The sequence below is a fragment of the Microbacterium natoriense genome (assembly GCF_030816295.1).
GTDB lineage: Bacteria > Actinomycetota > Actinomycetes > Actinomycetales > Microbacteriaceae > Microbacterium > Microbacterium natoriense_A.
In genome coordinates, this window is record NZ_JAUSXV010000001.1 from 1,519,575 (window position 1) to 1,545,885 (window position 26,311).

At 69.7% G+C, this 26,311-nt stretch carries 26 protein-coding genes; 16 read left to right on the plus strand and 10 right to left on the minus strand.

What is annotated here, in order from left to right; all coding sequences use genetic code 11:
- Positions 1-17 precede the first annotated feature (17 nt).
- Both QFZ53_RS06995 and QFZ53_RS07000 read right to left on the minus strand, forming a co-directional pair.
- Entirely contained in the window at positions 18-332 is a 315-nt protein-coding gene (locus tag QFZ53_RS06995) for a DUF2277 domain-containing protein (protein WP_292906228.1), read from the minus strand.
- A gap of 9 nt (positions 333-341) precedes the next feature.
- Entirely contained in the window at positions 342-1,331 is a 990-nt protein-coding gene (locus tag QFZ53_RS07000) for an o-succinylbenzoate synthase (RefSeq protein WP_307294924.1), read from the minus strand.
- Between the two features lie 61 nt (positions 1,332-1,392).
- Between QFZ53_RS07000 and metH the strand changes: the two genes are divergently transcribed.
- Positions 1,393-5,037 (plus strand): methionine synthase, encoded by a 3,645-nt coding sequence (gene metH / locus QFZ53_RS07005; RefSeq protein WP_307294927.1) that lies wholly within the window; start codon positions 1,393-1,395, stop codon positions 5,035-5,037.
- A 100-nt stretch (positions 5,038-5,137) separates the two neighbouring features.
- Here the strand turns inward: metH and QFZ53_RS07010 are convergent, their stop codons facing one another.
- The 3 genes from QFZ53_RS07010 to QFZ53_RS07020 all read right to left on the minus strand — a co-directional run bounded on the left by QFZ53_RS07010 (position 5,138) and on the right by QFZ53_RS07020 (position 9,710).
- The gene (locus QFZ53_RS07010) at positions 5,138-8,092 is read right to left on the minus strand and encodes an ATP-binding cassette domain-containing protein (protein ID WP_307294929.1); all 2,955 of its coding nucleotides are present in this window, start codon (positions 8,090-8,092) and stop codon (positions 5,138-5,140) included.
- Entirely contained in the window at positions 8,089-8,628 is a 540-nt protein-coding gene (locus QFZ53_RS07015; RefSeq protein WP_307294932.1) for a hypothetical protein, read from the minus strand. The genes QFZ53_RS07010 and QFZ53_RS07015 overlap by 4 nt, the downstream gene beginning before the upstream one ends.
- Before the next feature lie 68 nt (positions 8,629-8,696).
- Complete coding sequence (locus QFZ53_RS07020) at positions 8,697-9,710, minus strand: GNAT family N-acetyltransferase (protein WP_307294935.1); 1,014 nt, start codon at positions 9,708-9,710, stop codon at positions 8,697-8,699.
- A 90-nt stretch (positions 9,711-9,800) separates the two neighbouring features.
- Here QFZ53_RS07020 and QFZ53_RS07025 point away from each other — a divergent pair, with 90 nt between their 5' ends.
- The 7 genes from QFZ53_RS07025 to QFZ53_RS07055 all read left to right on the plus strand — a co-directional run bounded on the left by QFZ53_RS07025 (position 9,801) and on the right by QFZ53_RS07055 (position 15,986).
- The gene (locus QFZ53_RS07025; protein ID WP_307294938.1) at positions 9,801-10,133 is read left to right on the plus strand and encodes a PadR family transcriptional regulator; all 333 of its coding nucleotides are present in this window, start codon (positions 9,801-9,803) and stop codon (positions 10,131-10,133) included.
- Between the two features lies 1 nt (position 10,134).
- A complete protein-coding gene (locus QFZ53_RS07030; protein ID WP_307294943.1) occupies positions 10,135-11,124 on the plus strand; it encodes a permease prefix domain 1-containing protein in 990 nt (329 codons plus the stop codon).
- A gap of 77 nt (positions 11,125-11,201) precedes the next feature.
- Entirely contained in the window at positions 11,202-12,113 is a 912-nt protein-coding gene (locus QFZ53_RS07035) for a 1,4-dihydroxy-2-naphthoyl-CoA synthase (protein ID WP_292906242.1), read from the plus strand.
- 5 nt (positions 12,114-12,118) lie between these two features.
- Positions 12,119-13,282, plus strand: coding sequence for an AMP-binding protein (locus QFZ53_RS07040; protein WP_307294945.1), 1,164 nt, complete (start codon positions 12,119-12,121; stop codon positions 13,280-13,282).
- A gap of 38 nt (positions 13,283-13,320) precedes the next feature.
- Positions 13,321-14,112, plus strand: a complete 792-nt coding sequence (locus tag QFZ53_RS07045) for a class I SAM-dependent methyltransferase (RefSeq protein WP_307294947.1) — start codon at positions 13,321-13,323, stop codon at positions 14,110-14,112.
- A gap of 63 nt (positions 14,113-14,175) precedes the next feature.
- A complete protein-coding gene (locus QFZ53_RS07050; protein WP_307294950.1) occupies positions 14,176-15,354 on the plus strand; it encodes a sensor histidine kinase in 1,179 nt (392 codons plus the stop codon).
- Complete coding sequence (locus QFZ53_RS07055; RefSeq protein WP_307294952.1) at positions 15,351-15,986, plus strand: response regulator; 636 nt, start codon at positions 15,351-15,353, stop codon at positions 15,984-15,986. Before QFZ53_RS07050 ends, QFZ53_RS07055 begins: the two co-directional genes overlap by 4 nt.
- A gap of 20 nt (positions 15,987-16,006) precedes the next feature.
- Here QFZ53_RS07055 and QFZ53_RS07060 read toward each other — a convergent pair whose 3' ends face one another.
- Positions 16,007-16,885, minus strand: coding sequence for a LysR family transcriptional regulator (locus QFZ53_RS07060; protein ID WP_292906252.1), 879 nt, complete (start codon positions 16,883-16,885; stop codon positions 16,007-16,009).
- Positions 16,886-16,971: 86 nt separating this feature from the next.
- On the opposite strand from QFZ53_RS07060, the gene QFZ53_RS07065 reads away from it, so the two are divergent.
- From QFZ53_RS07065 to QFZ53_RS07090, 6 genes are all read left to right on the plus strand, one after another.
- Positions 16,972-17,466 carry a carboxymuconolactone decarboxylase family protein gene (locus QFZ53_RS07065; RefSeq protein WP_307294956.1) on the plus strand — a complete coding sequence of 165 codons (495 nt, stop codon included), beginning with the start codon at positions 16,972-16,974 and terminating at the stop codon, positions 17,464-17,466.
- Positions 17,467-17,483: 17 nt separating this feature from the next.
- Positions 17,484-17,837, plus strand: coding sequence for a nuclear transport factor 2 family protein (locus QFZ53_RS07070; protein WP_307294958.1), 354 nt, complete (start codon positions 17,484-17,486; stop codon positions 17,835-17,837).
- 100 nt (positions 17,838-17,937) lie between these two features.
- Complete coding sequence (locus QFZ53_RS07075; protein ID WP_292906258.1) at positions 17,938-18,699, plus strand: ABC transporter ATP-binding protein; 762 nt, start codon at positions 17,938-17,940, stop codon at positions 18,697-18,699.
- Positions 18,696-20,156 carry an ABC transporter permease gene (locus QFZ53_RS07080; RefSeq protein ID WP_307294961.1) on the plus strand — a complete coding sequence of 487 codons (1,461 nt, stop codon included), beginning with the start codon at positions 18,696-18,698 and terminating at the stop codon, positions 20,154-20,156. The genes QFZ53_RS07075 and QFZ53_RS07080 overlap by 4 nt, the downstream gene beginning before the upstream one ends.
- A 119-nt stretch (positions 20,157-20,275) precedes the next feature.
- Entirely contained in the window at positions 20,276-20,932 is a 657-nt protein-coding gene (locus tag QFZ53_RS07085) for a 2-phosphosulfolactate phosphatase (RefSeq protein ID WP_307294963.1), read from the plus strand.
- Positions 20,933-21,051: 119 nt separating this feature from the next.
- Positions 21,052-21,486 carry a DUF3054 domain-containing protein gene (locus QFZ53_RS07090; RefSeq protein WP_307294965.1) on the plus strand — a complete coding sequence of 145 codons (435 nt, stop codon included), beginning with the start codon at positions 21,052-21,054 and terminating at the stop codon, positions 21,484-21,486.
- A 2-nt stretch (positions 21,487-21,488) separates the two neighbouring features.
- Here QFZ53_RS07090 and QFZ53_RS07095 read toward each other — a convergent pair whose 3' ends face one another.
- The 4 genes from QFZ53_RS07095 to QFZ53_RS07110 all read right to left on the minus strand — a co-directional run bounded on the left by QFZ53_RS07095 (position 21,489) and on the right by QFZ53_RS07110 (position 24,866).
- Positions 21,489-21,977, minus strand: a complete 489-nt coding sequence (locus QFZ53_RS07095; protein ID WP_292906265.1) for a SprT-like domain-containing protein — start codon at positions 21,975-21,977, stop codon at positions 21,489-21,491.
- Between the two features lie 94 nt (positions 21,978-22,071).
- Positions 22,072-22,599, minus strand: a complete 528-nt coding sequence (locus tag QFZ53_RS07100) for a hypothetical protein (protein WP_292906267.1) — start codon at positions 22,597-22,599, stop codon at positions 22,072-22,074.
- Positions 22,600-22,722: 123 nt separating this feature from the next.
- Positions 22,723-23,583 (minus strand): spermidine synthase, encoded by an 861-nt coding sequence (locus QFZ53_RS07105; RefSeq protein WP_307294967.1) that lies wholly within the window; start codon positions 23,581-23,583, stop codon positions 22,723-22,725.
- 17 nt (positions 23,584-23,600) lie between these two features.
- The gene (locus tag QFZ53_RS07110; protein ID WP_307294969.1) at positions 23,601-24,866 is read right to left on the minus strand and encodes an LCP family protein; all 1,266 of its coding nucleotides are present in this window, start codon (positions 24,864-24,866) and stop codon (positions 23,601-23,603) included.
- A 143-nt stretch (positions 24,867-25,009) separates the two neighbouring features.
- Between QFZ53_RS07110 and QFZ53_RS07115 the strand changes: the two genes are divergently transcribed.
- Positions 25,010-26,035, plus strand: coding sequence for an extracellular solute-binding protein (locus tag QFZ53_RS07115; RefSeq protein WP_307294971.1), 1,026 nt, complete (start codon positions 25,010-25,012; stop codon positions 26,033-26,035).
- Positions 25,947-26,309, plus strand: a complete 363-nt coding sequence (locus tag QFZ53_RS07120) for an extracellular solute-binding protein (RefSeq protein ID WP_307294973.1) — start codon at positions 25,947-25,949, stop codon at positions 26,307-26,309. Before QFZ53_RS07115 ends, QFZ53_RS07120 begins: the two co-directional genes overlap by 89 nt.
- Positions 26,310-26,311: the final 2 nt, after the last annotated feature.

A 26,311-nucleotide genomic window follows, 5' to 3' on the forward strand; every position in this document is an offset into this window, starting at 1 on the left:
CGCCGCGACGGCGGGCGTCAGGATGCGGTGCGCGCTGCGCGTTTCTCCTGCTGGAACACCCTGATCGCCTCGTAGCGTTCGGCCGATCGCGCCTGTCGCTTCGCGGCCTCCTCGTTGCGGTCTTTCGGGGGCGCGGTCGTGACCAGGTCGTCGAGGAGATGGCGCGTGGCGTGCGCGATCTCGGCGACGGCGCGATCGAAGACGGCCTGATTGACGCGCGAGGGCTTGGTGGTGCCCGCGATCTTGCGCACGAACTGGAGTGCGGCGTCGTGGCACTCGTCGTCGGTCGCGGCCGGTGCGAGGTTGTTCAGAGGGACGATGTTGCGGCACATGCCGACAGGCTAAGCCGCATCGCCGCCGAGGCCAAGCACCTGGTGGCAGCGGGTGAGGCGTTCGAGCCACCAGTCGCGCCGCTCGTCCGAGGCGGCGAGACGTTCGAGAGCCGCGGCATCCGGCGTCACCCGATCCGCCGAGATCGATCCGTCGACCGGCCGCAGCTCGGCGACGTCGTCGAGGAACAGCGACGAGGTGCCGAGCCCGCAGTCGTACTCGAGCGAGGGCAGCGCCGCCGCCAGCGCGGCGCCCTGCGAGAGGCCCACAGCTGTGTCGAGGGCGCTGGAGACCACGACGGGGAGACCGGCCGCCGTGACGATCTGCAGCGCGTGCGTGACGCCGCCGAGTGGCTGGGCCTTGATCACCAGCAGATCGGCGGCCTTCGCCCGCGCGACGGCCAGCGGATCGGACGACTTCCGCACGCTCTCGTCTGCCGCGACCGGGATGCCCATGTACTTCACACGCCTGCGCAGATCGGCGAGCTCCTCGACGCTCGCGCAGGGCTGCTCGACGTACTCGAGGTCGAACTCGTTCAGCGCGTGCACGGCATGCTCTGCCTCATCGACGTTCCACAGCCCGTTGGCGTCGATGCGGATGCGCCCCTCCGCGCCCATGGCCTCACGTACCGCTCGCACACGGGCGATGTCGTCGGCGAGAGTCTGCCCGGGTTCTGCGACCTTGACCTTCGCGGTGCGGCATCCGGCGAACCGCGCGAGAACCTCGGGCACCCTCGCCGCCTCGATCGCAGGAACCGTCGCGTTCACGGGAATGCGGTCGCGCAGCGGCGCGGGCTGAGTGCGGAAGGCGAAGTCGATCGCCGCGGCCAGCCAGGTCGCCGCCTCAGCGTCCTCGTACTCGACGAACGGCGAGAACTCCGCCCATCCCTCCGGGCCTTCGAACAGCAGCGCCTCTCTCGTGTCGACGCCGCGGAATCGCGTAGCCATCGGGAGGGAGACGACCCGGGCTGAGCCGATCAGGTCTGCGAGTGCGGGGAGCATGCCCCCATTCTGGCCCCGAAACCCCGCGAAACACGGCTCATCGCGGCAATAGGCTGGGGAGATGCCGACTCCCCGCCACGCCCTCGATATCGAGGCCTTCGACCGCCCGGCCCGCTCGCAGGCGCTGCTGGATGCCGTGCACTCGCGCGTGGTCATCGCCGATGGCGCGATGGGCACCATGCTTCAGCAGCACGAGCTCTCGATCGAAGGCGACTTCCAGGGGCTGGAGGGCTGCAATGAGATCCTCAACGTCACCCGCCCCGACGTGATCGGCGGCATCCACGACGCCTACTTCGCGACCGGCATCGACGCCGTCGAGACGAACACCTTCGGCGCGAACTGGTCGAACCTGTCGGACTACGGCATCGACGACCGGATCCACGAACTGGCCGAGATCGGCGCCCGCATAGCCCGCGAGCGCGCGGAGGCCGCGGAGGCCGCAGACGGCCGCATGCGCTGGGTGCTCGGATCGATGGGACCCGGAACGAAGCTGCCGAGCCTCGGCCACACGACATACGACCACCTCAAGCAGACCTTCGCGCTGCAGGCGGAGGGACTCATCGACGGGGGAGCGGATGCGTTCCTCATCGAGACGAGTCAGGATCTGCTGCAGACGAAGGCGGCTGTGAACGGATGCCGGCAAGCCATCGTCGCGCGCGGCATCCGCCTGCCGATCTTCGTCGAGGTGACCGTCGAGACCACGGGGACCATGCTGATGGGCTCCGAGATCGGCGCCGCTCTCACCGCGCTGGAGCCGCTGGGCGTCGACGCGATCGGCCTGAACTGCGCCACCGGCCCCGCCGAGATGAGCGAGCACCTGCGGCACCTGTCGAAGCACTCCACCGTGCCGATCGCCTGCATGCCGAACGCCGGACTGCCCGTGCTCGGCGCGAACGGCGCCCACTATCCGCTGACGCCTGCCGAGCTCGCCACCGCTCACGAGCAGTTCGTGCGCGAGTTCGGTCTGGGGCTGGTGGGCGGATGCTGCGGCACCACGCCCGAGCACCTGGCGGCCGTCGTCGAGCGGCTGGAGCCGTACCGCACCCGCGATCTGCCCGCTCGGACGCCCGAGATCGAGTCGGGCGTGGCCTCTCTCTACCAGCACGTCGCCTTCGATCAGGACGCCTCGTATCTCGCGATCGGCGAGCGCACCAACGCGAACGGCTCGAAGGCGTTCCGTGAGGCGATGCTCGATGAGCGCTGGGACGACTGCGTCGAGATCGCGCGCAACCAGATCCGCGTCGGGGCGCATCTGCTCGACGTATGCGTCGACTACGTCGGGCGAGACGGGGTCGCCGACATCCGCGAGGTGGTTTCGCGGTTCGCCTCGCAGTCCACCCTGCCGCTCGTGATCGACTCGACCGAGCCGCCGGTCATCCAGGCAGGTCTCGAGCTCATCGGCGGCCGACCCGTCGTGAACTCCGTCAACTACGAAGACGGCGACGGCCCCGACTCCCGGTTCGGCAGGATCATGCCGCTCGTCAAGGAGCACGGCACGGCGGTCGTCGCGCTCACGATCGACGAGGACGGTCAGGCGCGCACCACGGAGGGCAAGGTCGCGATCGCCTCGCGGCTGATCGACTCGCTCGTCGGAGAGTGGGGCATGCGCGTCGAGGACATCATCGTCGACGCCTTGACCTTCCCGATCGCCACCGGCCAGGAGGAGACCCGCCGCGACGGCATCGAGACCATCGAAGCGATCCGGCAGATCACGCGGAAGTACCCCGGCGTCCACACCACCCTCGGAGTCTCGAACGTGTCGTTCGGGCTCAATCCGGCCGCCCGCATGGCGCTGAACTCGGTGTTCCTGCACGAAGCGTCGGAGGCCGGTCTCTCCAGCGGCATCATCGACGCCGCGAAGATCGTGCCCCTGGCATCCCTTCCCGAGGAGCAGCGCAAGGTCGCCCTGGATCTCGTCTGGGACCGCCGCGAGTACGATGCCGACGGCAACGTCACCTACGACCCGCTGTCGACCATGCTCGACCTGTTCGCCGGTGTCGACACCGCGGCCCTGCGCGACCAGCGCGCGGCGGAACTCGCGGCTCTCCCCGTCGGAGAGCGCCTCGAGCGCCGGATCATCGACGGCGAGGGCAAGGGACTCGAGGCCGACCTCGATCTCGCGCGTGCCGAGGGCAAGACCGCGCTCGGCATCATCAACGACCATCTGCTCGAGGGTATGAAGGTGGTCGGCGAACGCTTCGGCGCCGGCGAGATGCAGCTGCCGTTCGTGCTGCAGTCTGCCGAGGTCATGAAGAACGCCGTCGCGCTGCTCGAGCCGCACATGGAGAAGTCGGACGCCTCGGGCAAGGGCACGATGGTCATCGCCACGGTGCGCGGAGACGTGCACGACATCGGCAAGAACCTCGTCGACATCATCCTCACGAACAACGGCTACAAGGTGATCAACCTCGGCATCAAGCAGCCGATCGCCGACATCATCGCGGCGGCCGAAGAGCACGACGCCGACGTGATCGGCATGTCGGGTCTGCTCGTGAAGTCGACGGTCGTGATGAAGGAGAACCTGCTCGAACTGCAGGCCAGAGGGCTTGCGAAGAAGTGGCCGGTGATCCTCGGCGGCGCGGCGCTCACCCGCGCCTACGTGGAGGACGACCTGGCAGGCATGTTCGACGGCGAGGTGCGATACGCGAAGGACGCCTTCGAGGGTCTCGCCCTGATGGAGCCGCTCGTACGGGTCGCCCGTGGGGAGGACCCGGCCGAAGTCGGTCTGCCGGCGCTCAAGAAGCGCATCCATGCTCGCGGCGCGCAGCTCACCCTGACGGAGCCGGAGGACCTGCCGGCCCGCTCCGACGTGGCATCCGACAACGAGGTTCCGGCCCCGCCGTTCTGGGGAACCCGCATCGTGCGCGGCATCGCGCTCGCCGACTACGCGGCGTATCTCGACGAGCGAGCGACCTTCATGGGGCAGTGGGGACTCAAACCGGGCCGCGGCGAGGACGGCGCCTCGTACGAGCAGCTCGTCGAATCCGAGGGGCGCCCCCGGCTGCGCTACTGGCTCGATCGGATCCTCGGCGAGGGGATGCTGGATGCATCCGTCGCCTACGGGTACTTCCCCGTGGTGTCTGAGGGCGACGACGTCGTGGTCCTGCACCACGGCGACGACCCGACCGGCATCCTGGGCGTTCCGGGACTGCTGGCTCCGGACGGAGGATCCGGCCCTTCGACAGGCTCAGGGCCCCAGTTGGGTATGGACCGCCTGCGCTTCACGTTCCCGCGGCAGCGCCGCGACCGGCACCTCGACCTGGCCGACTTCGTCCGTTCGCGGGAATCGGGTCAGGTCGACGTGCTGCCCGTGCAGCTCGTCACCGCCGGAGCCGCGATCGACAAAGTCACCGCGAAGCTCTTCGCCGAGAACCGGTACCGCGACTACTACGAGCTCAACGGACTCGTCATGCAGCTCACCGAAGCGCTCGCCGAGTTCTGGCACGCCCGCATCCGCTCAGAGCTCGGGTTCTCGGCCGAAGACCCGAGCGACACGGCCGGCCTCTTCAAGCTCGAGTACCGGGGTGCGCGCTTCTCGCTGGGCTACCCCGCGTGCCCCGACATGGAGGACCGCCGCAAGGTGGTCGAGCTGCTGCGACCGGAACGCATGGGGGTCGAGCTCAGCGACGAGCTGCAGCTGCACCCCGAGCAGTCGACGGACGCCTTCGTGTTCCACCACCCGGAGGCGAAGTACTTCTCGGTGTGAGTTCGGGCCGGCGACGCTGCGAGTGCAGCCGGGCCGAAGTCGCAATTCAGCAGGGGAGCGGGCGTCAGGAAGTCGGCGAGGGTCTGACTCAGCAGCGGCGTCAGGAGTCGGAGACGTCGCGCGTGGATGGGGGCGCGGGCGCCCGCAGCGCAACCGGCTTCGCGCGGCGGAGTGCCGCGAGCACGGGACGCCCGATCAGAACTACTCCGGCGATCGTCGTGATCGCGCGCAGCGTGTCCCATCCGGCGGTCGACGTGACGAGGGAGTAGAGCAGGAAGCTGCCGAGGTTCTCGACGAGAGGAGCGCCGGGCGCGTAGGAGATCGTGGTGCCCGAGCCGATCGCGAACGGCCAGAACCAGAGGTTGAGCAGCAGGCCGAAGAGATAGGACGCGACGGCGCCGTAGGCGCAGAGCATGACGATCTCGCCCCAGCCCCGCACCCGACGGGGAAGGAGCCCGGCGCCGCCGCCCACCCACGCGCACGCGAACATCTGGAACGGCGTCCACGGGCCGAAGCCTCCGAACACCGTGGACGACAGCAGGATCGTGGCGACGCCGAGCAGCATGCCGAACCGGGCGCCGAAGGCGCGGCCGGCGAGCACGAGCAGGATGAACACCGCCTCGACGCCTCCCACGCCGGTGCTCGCGATGCGCAGAGCAGTGCCGATCGCCGCGAGCACACCGAGGTAGGCGAGGGTGTGCGCGGAGCGCACGGTCTGATCGAGCGCCGCGATCGCGACGATCACGGCCACGGGCGCGAGTGCGAGGGCGACCCAGGGCACCGCAGCGGTCGCCTGCGAGGGTACGGCCACGGCGACGAAAGGCCATGTGAAGGCGGCGAGGGCTACGAGATTCGCCGCGAGGAGTGCGAGCCGCCCTCCGTGCCACCCGTTCGTCGAGCGAGGAGAAGCTCCTTCCGACCCGTTCGTCGAGCGAGCGGAGCGAGATGCTGCTTCCCCTCCGTTCGTTGAGCGAGCGAAGCGAGACGAAACGCGTGAGTCTTCCGGAACATCAGCCGACTGCGCCCGCACGCTCGTCGAATCGGTTGCTCGCTCCACAGGCGACGGGAGATCGATGTGCGGGAGATGATCGACCGACCGGTGAGGTTCGTCGGTCACCGCAGCCGGCACCACGCCATCGCTCATCGGCAGGATCCGTGCACCGAGACTGTGCGCGAAGTCGACATCGTGAGTCGCCACCAGTACCGCGGTGCCGGCATCGGCCGCCCGGCTCAGAGCCTCGCGCACCTGATCGCGGGCGCGCGCGTCGAGTCCTCGGGTGGGTTCGTCGATCAGCAGGGCCTCGGGGGCACGCGCGAGCTGCAGAGCGATCGCCAGGCAGCGTCGTTCGCCGAGTGAGAGGTCGAGCGGATGCCGCGTCATCCGCTCGCGGAGCCCTCCGGTGTCGAGATCGAGGAATGCCGCGAACCTCTCGGCGGTCGCCGTCTGCGAGGAGATGTCGGCCCTGCGCGCCCTGCGGTCGGCCCGAGCGCACTCGGCTGCCACCGTGTCGCGGGTGAACAGATCGTCGGAGGCGTCGGGGACGAGCACCGGGCGCCCCGTGACCACGAGATCGCGCGGCGGCAGCGCGAGCGCCATCAGGAGAGAGGACTTCCCCGCGCCGTTGGGCCCGATCACCGCCGCGATCTCACCGCGGGCGAGCGAGAGAGTCGCGTCGGTCACAGCGATCGTGTCGTCGAGCGCGATGCGGACATGCGACGCCGAAAGGGCTGAAGGACTCGCGACCTCCGTTCGTCGAGCGGGGGAGCGCAGCGACGGAGCCGAAACGCGGTGAGAGTCGAGCGGAGGAAGCGCCGGTCGACTGAGGCGTTTCGTCTCGCTTTGCTCGCTCAACGACCCGGCCTCGATCGTCCACCACTCGTCGGCGACGTCCTCGAAGGCGGCTGCGCGATGCTCCGCGACCAGCACGCACACGCCGCCTTCGTGAGCCAGCGACTCCAGCGCCGCGACCACGCGCGCACGTGCATCGGCATCCAGGTCTGCGAGCGGTTCGTCGACCAGCAGCAGGATCGGACGCTCGACCACTGCGGCGGCGATCGCGACCATGGTCGCCTCCCCGGCCGACAGCGCGTGCACCGCTCGATCCCGCAGATGGGCGATGCCCAGACGCTCGGCGACCTCATCGACGCGAGCGGTCACGATCGTCGATGCCACTCCGCGCAGCTGCAGCGACAGTCCGATCTCGTCGCGGACCAGTTCGCTGCAGAACCCTTCGCGCGGGTTCTGCAGCACGACGCCGACGAGCCGGGAGGAATCGCGCGGCGGCGTCCGCCGGCGCGCGTGTCCCGCCACCTCGACGACGCCCGTCGACCAGCCGCCGTCGACGTGGTCGACGAGCCCGGCCAGACCGCGCAGCATCGTCGACTTGCCCGATCCGGTCGGTCCGGTGGCGACGGCGAGCACTCCCGTACCGAGGGAGAGCTGTGGCACGGACAGCACCGGCGCATCGCCGAACCCGAAGGCGGCATCGCGCACGGTCACGGGGGTCAGACATTCGCCGTCGACCGGTGCGCCGCCGAAGCCGCGCAGCTCCAACCCGTTCGCGACCGCCGCCGCGCGCTCGAGCGTGCGCTCGAGCACCGGGACCAGCATCCGCGGTCCCGCCTTCTCTCCCCGGAGGCGCTGCGCGGTGTGCACGGTGCGAACGGCCTGGCCGAGGCCCGGCAGGGTCGACCACGCCACCGCCAGCGCCCGGGCGATCCCGCGCAGCGGGCCGCGACGAGCGAGCAGGCCGAACGCCCGCGAGATGTCGAACAGGGCGTTCAGCAGTCCGCACAGCAGGATGACCGCGGCGATGGGCAGGGCCGAGAGTATGGCATCCCAGAGCCCGTCGATGGTGACGGGGCCGAGCAGCGTCACCCAGGAGAAGGGGGCGGGCAGCCGCACGGCGGCCAGCGGCAGCAGCACGACACCGCTGCCGTCGGCACCGTGGAACAGCACGCGGTAGACGACGCGGGCGACGACGAAGATCGCCGCCAGCCCCGCCGCCGCGCGCAGCGGGCCGGGTCTCAGTCGGAGCCGGCCCGCTCTGGTCACGACGTGGGAGCGGCGGGAGCGCCGTTGACGGTGAACAGCAGCTCGACGCTGTCGCCGGGGTTCAGCTCGAGGGCGGAGAGTCCGGTCTGCGCGTAGTCCCATTCGCCATCGGCGGGCTTGACCCACAGGCCCCAGTAAGCGGCGGCCGGGGGCATGTCGGCGCAGGTCTCGTGATAGGCGGCGCCGTCGTCGCCGGTGAGCTCCGTATCCTCCGAGGGCACGCCGTTCACGCGGCAGATGACGTCGTCGGGGTAGGTCGTGGTGCCCACCGTGGTGAATCCGGCCTCGGTCACCGCATCCGTGCCGAGGATCGTCTCGTCGGTCTCGACGCACACCGAGGCGGACGGGTCGTCGGAGATCTCCAGATCGCCGGTGTCGACGACGACGGTCACGCCGGCGCAGGCGCCGTCATCGGCGGCGGCGGCCGACGGCGTCGGAGTCGATGTCGGGGCGGTGGGAGAGCACGCGGTGAGGGACAGCGCGAGGACGGCTGCCGCGGACAGGGTGAGAGCGAGGTTTCGGGTCTTCGGGGTCACCGTTCTACAGTACGGAATCGGATGCCGCACCCCGTGCCTGTGTCGTCACAATCAGGCGGCGCTTCGCCTCACAGGAGACGCTTCTGCAGCTCGCCCATCCGTGCCGTCATCCGGAACCCGAGGCGCGTGTTCACGGCGAGCATGTGGACGTTGCTCTCGGCGTTGAAGGTGTAGACGCGGGTGGTCCCGGGTGAGAGGCGCTGCAACAGCCGAAGATTCTCGAGCTTCACGCGCAGGCCCAGGCGCTGCCCGCGATCCTCACGCCGCACCAGCGTTCCCCATTGGTAGGCGTTGCCGTCGTCGAGCGACACGACGATCTGCGTGTAGGCGGCGATGTGGCCGTCGGCGGTGAGCGCCGCGGTGCCGAACGACGTGCGCCCCTGGCGCGCGACGAGCTGTTCGTCGGCCCGGAAGTCGGCGACATCGGCGGACGCCGCCTCGATGTCGAGGTCGCCGGTGGGGGCCTCGGTGTCGAGCATCGCGTCCAGCGCGGCCCATTCGACGACGAGATCTTCGGGCACCGGCCCCGTCCAGCTGCGCACGGTGTATCCGGCCGTAGGAGCCTCCGCGAGGAGGGCGTCGATCGTGGCCTCCGGAACCGGCAGATCCAGGCGGCTCTGCAGGTCGCCCAGAGCGATGTCGTACCCGTGGCGCCGGGCGAACTCGCGTCCGGGTTCGCCTGTGCCGTCGGCCGGGGCGGACGCCGGCCAGAAGATGTCGACCCGCAGGGTCGTGCGACCGGCAGCTGCGGCTTCGCGTTCGAGGTGCGCGAGGAGCGCCGATCCGACGCCGCGCCGACGATGAGCTGCGGGCACGTTGATCCCGATCGCGGCGATGTGCACGTTGTCCTTGAGGGACAGGGCGAGGGATGCCGAGCCGACGACCTCGCCGCCCTCGCGCGCCGAGAAGGCGCGTCGATGCGTGGTGGCCGACGGCTGCTGCAACTCGGCGCGGCTCTCCTCGCGTGACCAGATCACGGCATTCTCGCCCATGTCGACGCGCCGGGCTGCGGCGTAGGCATCCCACCAGGCGTCGACGGCGTCGTCGTCGAAGGGATCGACAGGGCTGATCTCGAAGGACATGTCACCACCGTACGTCGCGAACAGCGACCGCACCCCTCAATATCAATGTGTGCTTGACTATAGTGTGTGACGCACAGTAATGTGATCGACATGAACGAGACGCTCGACACGCACCTGCAGGAGCTGCGCCGAGGCACGGTCGTGCTGGCGTGCCTGCAGCTGCTGCGCACACCCGGCTACGGGTACGGACTGCTCGAAGAGCTCGAGAACCGCGGCTTCGCCACGGACGCGAACACGCTCTACCCCCTGCTGCGCCGACTGGAGAAGCAGGAGCACCTCACCAGTGAGTGGAACACCGACGAGGCCCGGCCCCGCAAGTTCTACCGCACCTCGGATGCCGGCATCCGCCTCGCCGACACCCTCACCGTCGAATGGCGCTCGCTCACCGCGGCGATCACCGCCCTCACCGCAGAGGAGAACTGACATGACCACGACAGCCACTCTCACCGAGCGCTACATCGCCGCGACGGTCAGAAGCCTGAAACCCGATGCGCAGGACGACGTCCGCGCCGAGCTCGAGGCTTCGATCGCCGATGCGATCGAAGCGAGGCTCGAGGCCGGTGAGTCGCCGACGGATGCCGAGCGGGCCGTGCTCGCGGAACTCGGCGACCCCGGCATCCTCGCCGCGGGCTACGCCGATCGCCCCTTGCACCTGATCGGTCCGCGCTTCTACCTCACCTGGTGGCGCCTGCTGAAGCTGCTGCTGATCATCGTGCCCGTCTGCGTGCTCGGCGGAGCCGCACTGGGGCAGACGATCGCAGGCGCTCCCGTCGGCGAGATCATCGCCTCGGCGATCGTCGCCACGGGCGGGGCGATCATCCACATCTGCTTCTGGACCACACTCGTCTTCGTCGTGCTGGAGCGCACCGGCAGCTCGACGTCGATCGACGAGTGGGACGTCGACCAGCTGCTTGAGATCACCGAGAACGGCGCCGGGCGCAACGAGCTGATCGCCTCGCTCGTCTTCCTCGGGATCGCCGTCGGCGCTGTTCTGTGGGACCGTTTCCGGGGTTTCATCCCGGGGGAGGCGCTGCCGATCCTGAACCCTGACCTGTGGCCGTGGGGCATGGGACTGCTGCTCCTGCTCGTCGCGGCGGAGGCGGTCTTCGCGATCATCATCTTCCGTCGGGGCGGCTGGACGGTGGGGGCTGCGGTCGTGAACACCGTCCTCGCGCTGGCGTTCCTCGCGTGGGTGCTCGTCCTGCTGCTGCGCGGCGAGCTCGTCAACCCCGACTTCCTCGCCCACGTCGTCACGGCAGGCGGTGACGGCTTCGCCGCGGGTGATGCCGAGGCGTCCGGCGAGGGTGGGATCATCCGCATCCTCGCGGTCGTCCTCGGGTTCGGCGTCGCGGCCGGCGTCGTGTGGGACATCGTCGACGGGTGGATCAAGACCGTCCGTCGGCGCCGGCCCTGACACCGCCTCCGAGAGAGCGCCGCCCACGACGGGCGGCGCTCTCTCGCCTGCGCCCGCCGAGGAATAGGCTGGACGCCGTGACCACAGCATCCGTCTCCGACCTGTTCGACCCCGAGGAGTGGGTGCTCGCGCCCGGTGCCGAGGACTACACCGACATCACCGCCCACGTCACGCCCGACGGCGGCGTCGCGCGCATCGCGTTCGACCGGCCCGAGGTGCGCAACGCCTTCCGCCCGCACACCGTCGACGAGCTGTATCGAGCTCTCGACATCGCCCGACAGGATCCGCGCATCGGCGCCGTGCTGCTGACCGGCAACGGGCCGAGCCCGAAGGACGGCGGCTGGGCGTTCTGCTCGGGCGGCGACCAGCGCATCCGCGGGCGCGACGGTTACAAGTACTCCGACGACGTCGACGCGGTCGCCGATCCTGCACGCGCCGGCCGCCTGCACATCCTCGAGGTGCAGCGCCTGATCCGATTCATGCCCAAGGTCGTCATCGCGGTGATCCCCGGGTGGGCGGCCGGCGGCGGCCACTCGCTGCACGTGGTGTGCGACCTGTCGATCGCCTCGGCGGAAGAGGCGCGCTTCAAGCAGACCGATGCCGACGTCGGCAGCTTCGACGCCGGCTACGGCTCGGCATACATGGCCCGCCAGACCGGGCAGAAGATCGCCCGCGAGGTGTTCTTCCTCGCCGAGGAGTACTCGGCGCAGCGCGCGTACGAGATGGGCGCCGTGAACCGCGTCGTCCCGCACGAGGAGCTCGAGCGCGAGGCCCTGAAGATGGCGCGCACCGTGCTCACGAAATCGCCCACGGCGATCCGCATGCTCAAGTTCGCCTTCAACGCCGTCGACGACGGCATGGTCGGCCAGCAGGTCTTCGCAGGAGAGGCGACCCGCCTCGCCTACGGCACCGACGAGGCCGTCGAGGGTCGCGACTCCTTCCTCGAGAAGCGCGCCCCCGACTGGTCGGCGTTCCCCTACCACTTCTGACGCTCATGCCGACTGAGCTGAGGCCGACTGACGCCGAAGACCCGAAGGCGCTGCTCGAAGCACTGCGGCACGCGCTCGAGGGCGGACCCGCGCTCGGATTCGGCATGGTAGGTGGGGAACCCGAGGCTGTGCCGGACGGGACCGCCGTCGTCATCGCGACCTCCGGATCGACCGGCATCCCGAAGCGCGTCGTGCTGAGCGGCGAGGCGCTGCGCGCGGGCGCCGAAGCGACGGCCGCGCGCATCGGCAGCGGTCGCTGGCTTCTCGCGCTGCCGGCGACCTACGTGGCGGGGCTCCAGGTTCTGGTGCGCTCGGTCGTCGCAGGCACGGAACCCGCGATCCTCGAAGGGCGTTTCTCCGCAGAGGCCTTCGCCGCGGCGACCCTGTCGATGCTGCGCCCTTCCGCGGTGGCAGGCGCCGGCATCCCTGACCTGTACACCTCCCTGGTTCCCGCACAGCTGGCCACGCTGCTGGAGGCTGAGGACAGTGTCGCGGTCCGCGCCGCGTTGCAGGCGTACCGCGCGATCCTTGTCGGCGGCCAGGCGCTGCCCGAGCCGTTGCGCGATCGCGCGGCCGCACTCGGCGCGCGGCTCGTGCGCACCTACGGCTCGAGCGAGACGAGCGGCGGCTGCGTGTACGACGGCGTACCGCTCGACACGGTCGCCGTGCGCGTCGTCGACGGGGAGCTGCGCATTGCGGGCCCCATGCTCGCCGACGGCTATCTCGGCGACGACGAGCTCACCGCCCGCACCTTCACCCGCGACGAGCACGGCATCCGCTGGTACCGCACCGGCGACCTCGGCCTGATCGAGGACGGGATCGTGCGGGTCCACGGCCGTGCGGACAACGTGATCGTCTCGGGAGGCATCAACATCTCTCTCGACCGGGTCGAGCGGATCGTGCGGCGCATCCCCGGTCTCAGTGGCGCCGTCGTGGTCGCCGTCGACGACGCGCGCTGGGGGGAGGCCTCCGTCATCGTGGCGCCCCGCGGTGAGGCGCTGCGGCGCAGCGAAGCCGAACAGCTCGCGCACGCTCGCGACGCCGTCGCGGAAGAACTGGGCAAGCATGCCCGCCCCGCTCGGCTGATCCTCGTCGACGAGCTCGACACGCTGTCCTCGGGCAAACCCGATCGCGAGTCGATCCGGCGAGCGGTGGCCGAGCTGCACTGACTGGCTCGACGGCGTTCCGCGGGGTGCCAGGATGGAACATGGCCTCGTACACGCACGGACACCACGAATCCGTCCTCCGCTCGCACAACGTCCGCGACATCTCGAACTCCGCCGAGTATCTCCGTGCGCACCTCACGGGATCGACGAAGCTCCTCGATGTGGGAGCGGGGCCAGGCTCCATCACCGTCGACTTCGCGAGCGTCGTCGCGCACGTCACCGCGACCGAGATCGATGAGAACGCGCTGTCGCTGTCTCGTGGTCTCGCCGAGTCGCGCCGCGCGACCAACATCGACTTCTCGGTCGAGGACGTGCACGTGCTGAGCTTCGCCGACGACAGCTTCGACGTCGTGCACGCGCATCAGGTGCTGCAGCACGTCGGCGATCCGGTGCAGGCGTTGCGCGAGATGCGCCGGGTCGCCGTGCCTGGTGGGGTCGTCGCGGCGCGCGACGCCGACTACGCCGGATTCATCTGGTTCCCTGTGCTGCCCGAGCTCGATCGCTGGCTCGATCTGTACCGCCGGGCGGCGAGGGCCAACGGAGGAGAGCCGGATGCCGGTCGCCGGCTGCTGTCGTGGGCCCGAGCCGCCGGGTTCGACGACGTCACGGTCACGGCATCCACTTGGTGCTACGCGACACCCGAGGAGCGCAGCTGGTGGGGAGGCATGTGGGCCGACCGCATACTCGAGTCCGCTCTCACCCGGCAGCTGCTCGACAGCCGCATGGCGAGCGAGGCCGAGCTGCGCGACATCAGCGATGCGTGGAAGCGCTGGGCCGACGACGGCGACGGCTGGTTCCTCGTGCCGCACGGCGAGATCATCGCGCGCGCCTGACCCGTCGGCCGGATACATCTCGAGGCGGATGCCGCAGCTTTCGCGCTCGCGTAGCGTGGGGGAGTGATCCGGCCGCTCTCCCGTACGGCGCTCGTGCTCGACATCCTCGGCGCGGTGCTGCTCTTCGTCGTGCTCACGCCCATGTCGGTCGTCTTCTACGGTCCGGTGACGGGCGGCCCGGAGGTCCACGGTCTCGCCCTCGCCGGGCTCATCGTGGCGGGCGTGCTCATGATCGGCGGCGTCGCGATCGGCCGCCTCGCGCCCGGTATCGCCCTCGCGGCAGCCTGGGCAGGCGCCGTGCTTCAGATGCTGTCGGGCTTCGGACCGGTGCCGATCGACCTCGCCATCCTGCTCGTGCTTTATGCGACGGCGGCGTGGGGCTCGAGGGCCGTGCTCTGGTGGGGATTCGGGTCGACCCTGCTGGGCGGACTCATCGCCGCGGCGTACATGGTCCTCGTGAACGGCGTCTCGTTCGTCGCGAGCACGGGCTGGGAGCAGCTGAGCGCGGGAGTGCTGCTGCTGATCGTCTCGATCCTGGCGCTCGGCTTCGCGTGGGTGAGCGGGCTGCTGTGGCGAGTCGTGCTGCGCGCTCGTCGCACGAGGGCTGCTCAGCTGCAGGCCGAATCCCTCGCCGCCGAGGAGCAGGAGCGCGTGCGCATCGCCCGTGACATGCACGACATCGTCGCGCACTCGCTCGCGGTCGTGATCGCGCAGGCCGACGGCGCGCGCTACGTGGCCGCGGCTGAGCCGGAGATGGCGACCGAAGCGCTCACGACGATCGCACAGACGGCCCGCGGCGCGCTGTCCGACGTGCGGCTGCTGCTCACCCAGCTCAGACATCGCCAGGGCGACGGTCCGCAGCCGACGCTCGCCGATCTCGAGACGCTGTTCGCACAGGTGAGGCAGGCGGGGATCGAACCGCGCATCACGGTCGATCCGATGCCGCCCGGCGAACCGCCGGGGGCGATCCAGCTGGCCGTCTACCGGATCCTGCAGGAAGCTCTGACCAACGCGATCCGCCACGGGGACGGCTCGGTCGACGTGCGACTGTCATGGCTGCCCGAACGCGTCGACATCGAGATCGGCAACCGCATCGGGGTCGTCGCCTCGTCGCCCTCATCGGGGCACGGGCTGATCGGCATGCGCGAACGCGCACAGCTCGTGGGCGGTAGCCTTCATGCGGGGCTGGAGGGCGAACTGTTCCTCGTTCGCGCCTCGCTGCCCATCGGGGGGAATTCGTGATCAGAGTCGTGCTCGTCGACGACCAGGCGCTCTTCCGCGCCGGCATCCGCATGCTGGTCGCGTCGCAGCCCGACCTCGACGTCGTCGGCGAGGCCGGCGACGGGCGCGAGGCGATCGATGTCGTGCGCGCGACGCGGCCGGACGTCGTCTTGATGGACATCCGGATGCCGGTCATGGACGGCCTGACGGCCACCACCGAGATCCTCGCGCAGCCCGACCCGCCGCGGATCGTGATGCTGACGACCTTCGACCTCGACGAGGCCGCCGCCCGGGCGATCCGACAGGGAGCGAGCGGCTTCCTGCTCAAGGACGCGGACCCCGAGTTCCTCCTCGCGGCCATCCGCACGGTGAACTCGGGCTCGAGCGTGATCGCGGCATCCGCCACGCGTGATCTCTTCCAGCACTTCGCCGAGGCGCCGAAGCCGGTGCCCGTCCAGTACTCGGCCCTCACCGATCGCGAACGCGAGATCTTCGCGCTGGCCGCGCGCGGCCTGTCGAATTCCGAGATCGCGGCGCGCGAGTATCTCAGCGAGGCGACCGTGAAGACGCACATCAGCCGCATCCTCACCAAGCTCGCCCTCCGTGATCGCGTGCAGCTGGTCGTCTTCGCCTTCGAGCACGGACTGGCCTGAGGCCGGACACCCGTTCCCGATCAGGTCGTCGAGGGGGACGCCCGCAGCAGCTCGAGCAGAGCGCGCGTCGCGTGCGTGGGCTCAGTGCGCCAGGCGATTCCCAGGCGCGAGCGGGCCGTCGGCGCTCCGATGGGCACGATTCGCACGCCGGCCCAGCCGGCGCAGGTCGTCTCGCTGACGATGCCGACGCCGAGGCCGCGGGTCGCGAGCATCTCCACGAAGGAGGGCGTCGACACCTCCCACCGGGGTGCAGCCGTCCGCCCGGACGCGGTGAGCAGGGCATCCAGCGCAGTGCGCGCCCCGGTGCCGGGTGGCAGCACGATGAGGTCGGCGTCGAGCAGCTCGCGGGGGCGGATGCTGCGCCGTGCCGCCCACGGGTGGTCCGGCGCGACCACGGCGACGAGCGCGTCATCGAACACGACGCTCGTCTCGAGTCCCTCTCGGACACCGGCGGTCCACGCGGCGACGGCGACATCGCTCTCGCCTCGCGACAGCGCCGACAGGAGCTCTTCCGAGGTGCCTTCGTGCAGGCGGATGTCGAGGCCGGGATGCGTCTCGTGCAGCGACGCGAGCGCGTCGAACAGCGGCGGCCAGGCGAGCCCCGACACGGTGCCCACCCGCAACGAGCCGACGACGAGTCCGCGCAGGTCGTCTGCCGCGGCCCGCACTTCGCCGACCGCCGACAACGCAGCACGGACGATCGGGAGCAGCCTCTCGCCGTCGGCCGTGAGTGCGGCGCGCCGTGCACTGCGGTCGAACAGCGTGACCCCGAGTTCGCGTTCGAGCTTCTGCACCTGGGCGCTCACGCCCGACTGACTGACGTGCACCCTGTCTGCCGCCGCGGTGAACGATCCCGCGTCGACCACGGCGAGGAAGTAGCGCAGCTGATGGAGTTCCATATCTGAGAACGATGATATCCATCTGAGCCAGCTGTTGGACAGATTGCTGCTCGGCGGCGACGCTGGAGAAGACGAAAGGAGGAGTCATGAACTCCGCACCCACCGATCCGACTCCGACCGTCCCCGTGCTCGTCCGCCTGGACTTCGATGCCACCGCACCTCGATTCGCCAAGGCGCTCGCGCACCTCGATAACGCCGCCACCGGCGAGCTCGACCAGGCGGGCATCGATCGCCTGCTGCGCGAGCTCGTCCGCATCCGAGCGTCCCAGCTGAACGGCTGCAGCTACTGCGTCGACCTGCACACCGGTGACGCATTGAAGGCCGGCGAGAACGCGCGCAGGCTCGCCGCGGTCGCCGTATGGCGTGAATCGCCTTTGTTCACGGCGAGGGAGCGGGCCGCCCTCTCGCTGACCGAGAGCATCACCCGGGCTTCCGAGACCCATGTGCCGGATGCGGACTGGAAGGCCGCATCCGCGATGTTCTCGCCCGAGGAGCTCGGCGCCCTGGTGTCGCTCATCGTCGTGATCAACGCCTGGAACGCAGTCGGCGTCTCCACCCGCGCCTGGACGGTGTCGCTGTGAGCCGAGAAGGTGAAGCCATGACCTCGCAGCAGGACGCCACCCGCCGCGCCGCGACGATCTACTTCGACGCCTGGCGTGATCGTGACTTCGGCCTGCTTCGGAGGGTCCTCGCCGAGGACGTGCAGTTCTCGGGTGTCTTCGGAGACGCCGCAGGCGTCGACGAATGCATCGCGGGTCTGGAGGGGATGGCCGGCTCCGTGATGGACACCTTGCGCCTGACCCGGCGGGTCGTCGAAGGAAACGATGCGATGACGTGGTTCGATCTCGTCGCCCGCAACGGCGCGATCGTGCCGACGGTCAACTGGAGCCATGTCGAAGAGGGGCTGATCACGAGCATCCGCGTCGTTTTCGATCCGCGCCCGCTGCTGTGACGGGAGCGGATGCCGCGCCCGCCGGATCATCCTTGCGATGTACCCGGATGCTCCGCCAGAGCGACGCGCCGCGGCATCCGCTCTCCGTAGCGTCGATGGCATGGAGATCACGACCACCGACCTCGGGCTCGCCGCCCGCGTCCAGCACCTGAAGAAGACCTACGGCACGGGCGAGGGCACCGTGCGCGCGCTCGACGACGTGAGCGTCGGCATCCGTCGCGGACAGTTCACGGCGATCATGGGGCCGTCCGGCTCGGGCAAGTCGACGCTCATGCACATCATGGCGGGGCTCGACACCCCGAGTGAGGGGCGCGCCTGGATCGGCGACACCGAGATCACCGGGCTGGACGATCTCGATCTGACGATCCTGCGCCGTCGTCGCGTCGGCTTCATCTTCCAGGCCTTCAACCTGGTGCCCACGCTCACGGCGCTGGGCAACATCATGCTGCCCTTCGAACTCGACGGCCGTCGCCCGAGCGCGATCGAGAAGGCCCGCATCGACGGCCTCATCGAATCGCTCGGCCTCGGCTCGCGCCTCGAGCACCGCCCCCACCAGCTGTCCGGCGGCCAGCAGCAGCGCGTCGCGATCGCCCGCGCGCTGGCTACGGCTCCCGACCTCGTCTTCGCCGACGAGCCCACGGGCAACCTCGACTCGAAGACCGGACGCGAAGTGCTGCGCCTGCTCGCGGAGGCGAGTCGCGACCACGGACAGTCGATCGCGATGGTCACGCACGACGCGATCGCCGCGAGCCATGCCGATCGGGTGCTGTTCCTCGGCGACGGTCGCATCGTCGCCGACCATCCTCGCCAGAGCGCCGAGGAGATCTCGGCGTACATGCTCGCGGCGGAGGTCTCGGCATGAGCGCGATCGCCACCGTCGTCCCGCAGACCGCGGCGACCGGCCCCCGCCTGGCCTGGCTGCGCGACCGAGGCATGGGCGCGAGCGTCCTCGTCGCGACGCTGTCGGCCGCCTTCGGCGTCGTGCTCGTCGAGACGACCGCGTACATCGGCGCGGTGCTGCAGGCGGATCCGTTCATCGGAGACAGCGGAACGCTCGCCGTCGTCGTGGCGATCCTCTCTGTCCTGTTGACGGCGGTCGCGATGTACGTCGCGGCGATCGTGACCGCCAACACGTTCTCGACGATCATCGCGGGGCGCACACGCCAGATCGCGCTGATGCGGCTGATCGGCGCCACCGCTCGGTCGCAGCGCGGCGAGGTGGGCCGGCAGGGGCTCGTGGTCGGGATCATCGGCGCACTCCTCGGCGCGGCAGCGGGTCTGCTGCTGGCCGCAGTCGGCGTGCAGATCGGCGCCCAGTTCATCGACAACGTCCCGCGGGACTTCACGATCGCGCAGCCGTTCATCGTGCTGCCCGCGGTCGGCGTCGCCCTCACCACGTGGATCGCCGCATGGGCGGGCTCCCGGCGAGTTCTGGCGGTCACACCGCTGCAGGCCATCGGCGGCTCGGTCGAGCGTGCGCATGACGAGGTCGCCGGCAAACCGGGCCGCCACGTCGGCGCCTGGGTGCTGCTGATCTCGGGTGCGGCTCTTCTGGCGGCGGGGGTGGTCCTCGGTCTGATCACGCCGCTCGGAGTGGTGGTCGCGTTCTTCGGGGGCATCCTCTCGTTCACCGGGCTCGCGCTCGGATCTGTCATCTTCATGCCGCCCGTGCTGCGTCTCGTCGGGCGGCTGTTCGGATCGAGCGCCACCGCGCGCCTCGCAGCCGAGAACGCGCTGCGCTATCCGGAGCGCTCCGCGCGCATGGCGATCGGCGTCGTGATGGGAGTCACGCTGGTCACGATGTTCGCCGTGGCGCTCGAGTCCGCCAAGCGTCTGATGACGAGTCAGGTGACCGGAGAGATCCCGCCCGACTTCTTCGCGCCCTTCGATGCGTTCGGGACGATCATGATGGTTCTCGTCGCGGTCTCGGCGGTCATCGCGGCGGTCGGACTCGTGAACCTGCTCACGATCGGCGTCGTGCAGCGCCGGCGCGAGCTCGGGCTGCTGCGCTCGATCGGCCTCTCGAACGCGCAGGTGCGCCGGATGGTGCTGCTGGAGGCCACGCACATCACCGTGGCTGCCACCGTCACCGGTCTCGTGCTCGGCATCGCCTACGGATGGATCGCCGCGCAGTCGCTGCTCGGCTCGGTGCCGACGCTGCCCGACTTCACACCGGCGGGTCTGATCGCTCCTCAGGTGCCGTGGATCCCCGTCGTGGTGATCGTCGTGGCCACTGCGGTGCTCACGCTCGTCGCGGCCGCGACTCCCACCCGGCTCGCGACACGCGTCGCGCCCGTCGAGGCGCTCGCGGCGGACTGACGCGGGCGGGCGCCTGTAGCCGATGTCGGTGTCGAGGTGCGCGTTGTGGTCGCGCTTTCCGCCCGCGGCGACCACAGCACGCACCTCGAGAAGCATCCGAGCGAGCCTAGGCTGGAGAGATGGCATCGCCCTTCGACCAGTCCACGTATCAGGTCCGCTTCGAATGGGGAGCCGCCGGCCTCGCACGCCTCGCCCCCGCCGACATCGTCGTGGTCGTCGATGTGCTGCGCTTCTCCTCGACGGTGCCGGATGCCGTCGCCTCGGGCGTCGTCGTCACCCTCGACGACGCGCGCGAGTGGTCGAGCAACGGTGCGGCCGTGGCGGCGTCCGCCGAGGGCGCTCTCGTGCTGGTCGGGGGGCTGCGCAATGCTGCGGCCGTCGCCCGCGCGGTGCAGGCCGTGCAGGAGCGCCGTCAGCAGCGCACCTCGGTGGCGGTGATCGCCGCAGGGGAGAAGGCTCCTGACGGCGCTCTGCGTTTCGCCGTCGAAGATCAGCTCGGCGCCGGAGCCGTCATCGCCGCTCTCACCGATCTCGGCATCGACCACACCGCGCCCGACGCGGCTGTCGCCGCCGAGGGGTTCCGAGCGCTCAAGGGCGCCCTGCGGCACCTGCTCAGCGCCAGCGGCTCGGCACGCGAGCTCGAGATCGGCGTCGCCTCGACCGCGCGCATGGCGGAGTCGGGGATCGTGCCGGCATCCGTCGCCGAGGCCGCGTCGCTCGATTCCTCCGACATGGTCCCCGAGCTGCGCGACGGCAGGTTCGCGCCCTTCGTGTAGCCCCTCGAGCGGACGGGCGCCCGCCGAACGCACGGCGCGGCGACGTCGACAGACCGTTCACTCGTCAACAAGCCGCGCGCTCGCCGCGGAATCGGGCCGCGGGGCCGTATGGTCGGGGCATGAGATACCTCCCCGCTCTCATCGTCGATGCCGTGCTCGTGCTGATCTTCGCCGTGATCGGGCGCGCATCGCACCAGGAGGATCCGGGCGGATTCCTCCTGACCGCCTGGCCGTTCCTCGTCGCGCTCCTGGTCGGGCACGCGCTCGCCGCGCTCATGGGATCGGGGCCGCGCAAGCCCTGGTCGCTGCTGTGGGGTGTCACCGTGTGGGTCGTGACGGTCGCGGGCGGCATGCTGCTGCGCATCATCGCCGGCGACACGGCGCAGCTCGCGTTCATCATCGTCGCGACGGTCGTGCTCGGCGTGTTCCTCGTCGGATGGCGCGCTCTCGCAGGAACGCTGCGCAGGCGTCAGAGCACCAAGGAGACGGATGCCGCGGCATCCGATTCTGCGGAGGATGGCGCCGCTCCCGAACAGCGCTCGTCTACGGACTGATCTCAGCGTGCCATCTGCGCGGCGAGACGCGTGGCCGGGGTGATCTCGCGCCTGGTCCAGGTGAACTGGTGGCGCGCGTCGTAGGTGCGTGAGCATTTCGCGCACGACGTGGCCCTGGTCGGGCGGCGGTGCCGGTAGGTGACGTGACCCGCCGGACAGGTGCCGACCCACGGTGCGAGTTCTACCGCGGTCTCGCCCCGATGCGTGACCCCGCCGTCGTAGCCGAGGTCGCGTGCGATCCGCTTCCACGAGGCACCGTGTGCGGCCTTGTGGCCCGCGAGCGCGTGCGCCACCTCGTGCAGCAGCACCTGGTGGATCTCGTCGTCTTCGAAGCGCGCAGCGAGGTAGCGCGACACCGTGATGCGCTTCTTCGTGTAGTCGCACTGACCCGCGCGGCGTTTCGCGTTGTCGAAGCCGAAGGACCAGCTGTCGTCGAGATGCAACCTGATCAGCGCTTCGCCCCAGATGCGCACACGGTCGAGTTCCGCCATGCGCCAAGGCTAAGCCATGCCGCCGACATTGCGACCTGCACGGCGCACCTCGTCGCGGTGGTCGGGCCGGTAGTTGAACCGGTGAGGCGTCTGCTCAGCCGGCGACGAGCTGAGATGGCCGACGGCGCTCCGCGGCTTCGATCGCGAGGAGCGCGACCTCGAGCTCCCGGTCCTCGGCACCGGCCTCTCGGCGGAGGAACAGGGAGCGTTTGAAGCTGTCGCGGGCGGTCTCGAAGTCTCCCGCTTCGTACGCGTTCTTGCCGTGGTGCTGATGGGCGAACGCCGCGATCGACGCCCACCCCTGTCCCTCGGCCTCGGCTGCGCACGTCGTGAGCTCTTGCTCGGCCGCCGCGAACGCGCCGCGGTACTGCAGGATCGTCGCGTGCAGAACGCGAGCGCGGAGCACGTCCTTGCGGGTGCCGGCCATGCGGGCCTGACGCACGGTCTCGTCGGCGAGGGCGAGCGCCTCGTCGAGGCGCCCGAGCACCTTCAGGAGCCACACGCGTTCCAGCAGAGCGGGAAGGCTGCGCTGGCTCTCGATCTCGGCCAGCCTCATCGCGCATTCATCGAGATCGACCAGTTCGCGGAGGGTCTCCTGGTCGTAGCCCCGGATGAAACTCATGCTCTCGGCTCTCCTCTCGCAGCATCCCTCGCTCCAGTCTGCATTCCCGTTTCCGCCGAGACGGGGAACACGCCGAGGAGGCATGACCTTGCCCGGCGTGTTCCGTTCGGCGCCGGCCCGGGCTCAGCGGAGGAAGAGCGAATCGTCGGGGCGAGGGGACGCCGTGGCATCCGAATCGGTCACCACGCGGGCGCCCTGGATGAAGGAGAGGACCTCGGCGCCCTGAGCGATCTTGGCGGGATGGGGACCCGCGGCGAGCACGCGCGGAAGCCAGTCGGTGGGCAGGGGAGAGGCGGATGCCGCGATCACGAGGTTGCCGAATCGGCGCCCCTTGAGAACCTGCGTGTCGGCGAGGACTCCGACTTCGGGCAGGACCTCGGCGATCGTCGCGGCCTGCCGGCGGGCGAACGCGAGACCGGGCCCGTCGGCGACGTTCACGAGGAGCACTCCTGTCGGTTTCAGCAGCGCCCTCAATTCACGGTAGAACTCGACGCTCGTGAGGTGCGCGGGCGTCTGCGCCCCGGAGTAGACATCGGAGATGACCAGATCGCAGGTGCCGGTGAGGGCCGGGGGGAGCTTGTGCACTCCGGCGCGCGCATCGCCGATCCGCACGCGGATCGCGGCTCCTCGCGGCAGCGGAAGGTGTTCGCGCACGAGCGCCGCGAGCGGGGCCTCGAGCTCGATGACCTGCTGGCGGGATCCGGGTCGGCTGGCTTCGACGTAACGCGGCAGGGTCAGGGCGCCCGCGCCCAGATGCACGGCGGTCAGCGGACCGGGCGGCAGCTGATCGATCACGGCGCCCATGCGCACCACGTACTCGAAGTGCAGGTGAGTGGGATCGTCGAGGTCGACGTGGGATTGCGGGGTGTCGTCGACGATCAGCTCGAAGCCGCTGGTGAACGCGCTCGGCACGATGCGGGCGACGCCGCCGTGATCGAGTCGGGCCTGCGGGTGCTCGGTGTCTCGTGCGCGCGTCCTGCCCATGCTCCGAGACTACGCGGTCACTTCGCCTGGTTGCCGTTGGAGCACGTGTCCTGCTCGACGCTCTGTCCGGAGATCTCCGGCGGCAGCGTCGTGCGCACCTCGGGCGTCTGGGTGGCGGGGGGCGTCACCGGATCGGCCGGCGTCTCGCCCGGAGGCGGCGTGGGCACGACGATGCCGGAGTGGCCGTTGACGTCCCCGGAGAGGGAGATCGGCTGCCCTGCGATGAGGGCTGCCCAGAGCGCCTCGGCGGCATCGTCGATGGGGACCACCTTGCTCTTCGGGTTGTCGGGGTCGGGAGTGTTCGGGAACTGCACGAACACGAAGTCGGCGAAGTCGACGCCCTTGAGAGCGAGGGCCAGCTGGGCCAGCGTGAGCGGGTTGCTGAGCTTCTCGCTGGGCACGATGTTGTCGGCGACGGTGTTCGCGAGCTTCAGCACGGTGGACGGGTCGGTCAGAGTCTCGGCGCTGAGGATCTTCTTCGCGAGGCGCGACATGTACTGCTGCTGGTTCGAGATGCGCGCGAGGTCGCTCTCGTCGCCCACGCCGTGGCGTGTGCGGATGAACGCCAGGGCATCCGCGCCCGAGATCGTGTGAGTGCCGGGCGGCAGGTCGATTCCCGCCTGGGAGTCGTGGATGCCCTCGCCGGCGACGCAGACCTCGACCCCGCCGATCGCGTTGGTGATCTCGATCACGCCGTCGAAGCTGATCTTCGCCGCGAACTCGACAGGGAGGCCGCTGAGCTCGGTGACGGTCGTCGCGATGCATGAGACGCCGCCGTGATCGAACAGGGAGTTGAACGACGCCTTCTCCATGGCGGGGGCGGTCGAGCCGTCGTCACGAGTGCACTCGGGCACCTCGACCATGAGATCGCGGGGGAAGGACACCACGGTGACGTTGCGCGGTGCTGCCGACACGTGAACGAGCAGGTTCACGTCGTTGCGGATGCCTCCGTCCGCGTCGCTGCAGCGCTTCCCCATGTACTGACTCGTGATCTCCCCGCATTCGTCCGTGCCGACGATGAGGAGGTTGAAGGCCTTGTCGTCGGGGTAGGCCCCCAGCGCGGGAGGCGCGACGTCGTCGTCGCCCTCCAACGCGACCGCCCCATCGCTCACCCGGTTGGCGAGGTCGATCGCGACGAACGCGGCGATGGACGCAGCCGACACGAGGAGCACGGCGAGCGCAGCCCCGAGCAGCTTGAGCGCGACGGATCCGGGCGAGGGGGAGAGCAGGTGAGCATGGCGCGCGACTGTCGTCCGGTCGGCCTTGTCGAAGGGGCGGCGCATGCCGTGAGCCTACCTCTGGAAACTTTTGTCACAACCGGATGACAATCGTGAGAATTGCTTGCAGCTAATTAGTTAGTCGTGGATACTTATCGAAGTTGGTGAGCACCCGATGCCGCCAGGACGTTTCGAAGAGGAGATCCCTGATGCACAAGCGCATACTCTCGGCTGTCGCGCTGGGCGCCGTGGCCACGCTGAGCCTGGCCGCCTGCTCGACCGGCGGCAGCGACGCCGGCGACGGCGGATCCGTCGACGGCAAGGGCCAGGAGCTCACCGTCTGGATCATGAAGGGCACGAACCCGGACTCGACCGCGTTCTACGACGCCGTCTCGAAGGCCTTCGAGGACGAGACCGGTGCGACCGTCAAGATCGAAGAGGTCCAGTGGGCCGACGCGCACGATCGCTTCGTGACCTCGATCGCCGGAGCCACGACTCCGGACATCGCCGAGACCGGCACCACGTGGACTGCCGAGTTCGCCGATGCCGGCGCGCTGCTGCCCCTCGACGACTACGTCGACGAGGAGAAGGGCCTGCGCGACGATCTGGTCGAGGGGCTCGAAGTCGCCGGCACCTACGACGACGAGCTCTACGGCATGCCGTGGTACGCGGGCGTCCGTTCGATCGTCTACCGCACCGACGTCTTCGAGGAACTCGGTCTGGATGCTCCGAAGACCTGGGACGACATCGTCGCTGCCGGCGAGGCGATCAAGGCGGCGAAGCCCGACATGCTGCCCTTCCCCGTCGCAGGCGACGCCGAGTTCCAGGTCTACCCCTGGGTCTGGGGTGCAGGCGGCGAGGTCGCGACCCTCGACGGCAAGGAGTGGACCAGCGAGCTCGACAGCGAGGAGTCGCAGGAGGGCATCGAGTTCTACACGGGTCTCGCCACCGAGCACGGATTCTCGTCCGCCGGCGCGACCACCTGGAAGGAGACGGATCTTCGTGACGCCTTCACACAGGGGAACGTCGCGATGATGCTCTCGGGCTCGTGGACGCCGAAGGCGCTGATCGAGGCCAACCCCGACCTCGAGGGCAAGATCGGCGCCGCCGTGATCCCCGGCAAGGACGGCGGAATCGCCTCCCTCCGTGCTCGGTGGATCCCACCTGTCGATCTTCAACACCACCAAGAACGCCGATCTCGCGTGGCAGTTCGTCAAGCTCATGACCACCGGTGAGTTCGCCGAGAAGTGGGCCGATGAGACCGGGTACTTCCCGGGCGTGCAGTCGGCGATGGAAGAGTCCCTCGCCTCGACCGACCCCCTGGTCGCCCCGTTCGCCCAGCAGATGGTCGAGGGTGGTGCATCCGTGCCGGTGACGCCGAACTTCGGCGCGGTGCAGGCGAAGAAGACGACGAACTCGATGATCCAGGCGATCCTCAGCGGGCAGAAGGACGTCGCCACGGCGACGAAGGATGCTGCCGCTGAGATGACCGAGCTCCTCAACCAGTAGGA

What these genes read in the sequence shown, in the direction of transcription:
- QFZ53_RS06995 (WP_292906228.1), bottom strand. Translation starts at nt 332, where the DNA reads ATGTGCCGCAACATCGTCCCTCTGAACAACCTCGCACCGGCCGCGACC.
- QFZ53_RS07000 (WP_307294924.1), bottom strand. Translation starts at nt 1,331, where the DNA reads ATGCTCCCCGCACTCGCAGACCTGATCGGCTCAGCCCGGGTCGTCTCC.
- metH (WP_307294927.1), top strand. Translation starts at nt 1,393, where the DNA reads ATGCCGACTCCCCGCCACGCCCTCGATATCGAGGCCTTCGACCGCCCG.
- QFZ53_RS07020 (WP_307294935.1), bottom strand. Translation starts at nt 9,710, where the DNA reads ATGTCCTTCGAGATCAGCCCTGTCGATCCCTTCGACGACGACGCCGTC.
- QFZ53_RS07025 (WP_307294938.1), top strand. Translation starts at nt 9,801, where the DNA reads ATGAACGAGACGCTCGACACGCACCTGCAGGAGCTGCGCCGAGGCACG.
- QFZ53_RS07030 (WP_307294943.1), top strand. Translation starts at nt 10,135, where the DNA reads ATGACCACGACAGCCACTCTCACCGAGCGCTACATCGCCGCGACGGTC.
- QFZ53_RS07040 (WP_307294945.1), top strand. Translation starts at nt 12,119, where the DNA reads ATGCCGACTGAGCTGAGGCCGACTGACGCCGAAGACCCGAAGGCGCTG.
- QFZ53_RS07045 (WP_307294947.1), top strand. Translation starts at nt 13,321, where the DNA reads ATGGCCTCGTACACGCACGGACACCACGAATCCGTCCTCCGCTCGCAC.
- QFZ53_RS07060 (WP_292906252.1), bottom strand. Translation starts at nt 16,885, where the DNA reads ATGGAACTCCATCAGCTGCGCTACTTCCTCGCCGTGGTCGACGCGGGA.
- QFZ53_RS07065 (WP_307294956.1), top strand. Translation starts at nt 16,972, where the DNA reads ATGAACTCCGCACCCACCGATCCGACTCCGACCGTCCCCGTGCTCGTC.
- QFZ53_RS07070 (WP_307294958.1), top strand. Translation starts at nt 17,484, where the DNA reads ATGACCTCGCAGCAGGACGCCACCCGCCGCGCCGCGACGATCTACTTC.
- QFZ53_RS07075 (WP_292906258.1), top strand. Translation starts at nt 17,938, where the DNA reads ATGGAGATCACGACCACCGACCTCGGGCTCGCCGCCCGCGTCCAGCAC.
- QFZ53_RS07080 (WP_307294961.1), top strand. Translation starts at nt 18,696, where the DNA reads ATGAGCGCGATCGCCACCGTCGTCCCGCAGACCGCGGCGACCGGCCCC.
- QFZ53_RS07085 (WP_307294963.1), top strand. Translation starts at nt 20,276, where the DNA reads ATGGCATCGCCCTTCGACCAGTCCACGTATCAGGTCCGCTTCGAATGG.
- QFZ53_RS07090 (WP_307294965.1), top strand. Translation starts at nt 21,052, where the DNA reads ATGAGATACCTCCCCGCTCTCATCGTCGATGCCGTGCTCGTGCTGATC.
- QFZ53_RS07095 (WP_292906265.1), bottom strand. Translation starts at nt 21,977, where the DNA reads ATGGCGGAACTCGACCGTGTGCGCATCTGGGGCGAAGCGCTGATCAGG.
- QFZ53_RS07100 (WP_292906267.1), bottom strand. Translation starts at nt 22,599, where the DNA reads ATGAGTTTCATCCGGGGCTACGACCAGGAGACCCTCCGCGAACTGGTC.
- QFZ53_RS07105 (WP_307294967.1), bottom strand. Translation starts at nt 23,583, where the DNA reads ATGGGCAGGACGCGCGCACGAGACACCGAGCACCCGCAGGCCCGACTC.
- QFZ53_RS07110 (WP_307294969.1), bottom strand. Translation starts at nt 24,866, where the DNA reads ATGCGCCGCCCCTTCGACAAGGCCGACCGGACGACAGTCGCGCGCCAT.
- QFZ53_RS07115 (WP_307294971.1), top strand. Translation starts at nt 25,010, where the DNA reads ATGCACAAGCGCATACTCTCGGCTGTCGCGCTGGGCGCCGTGGCCACG.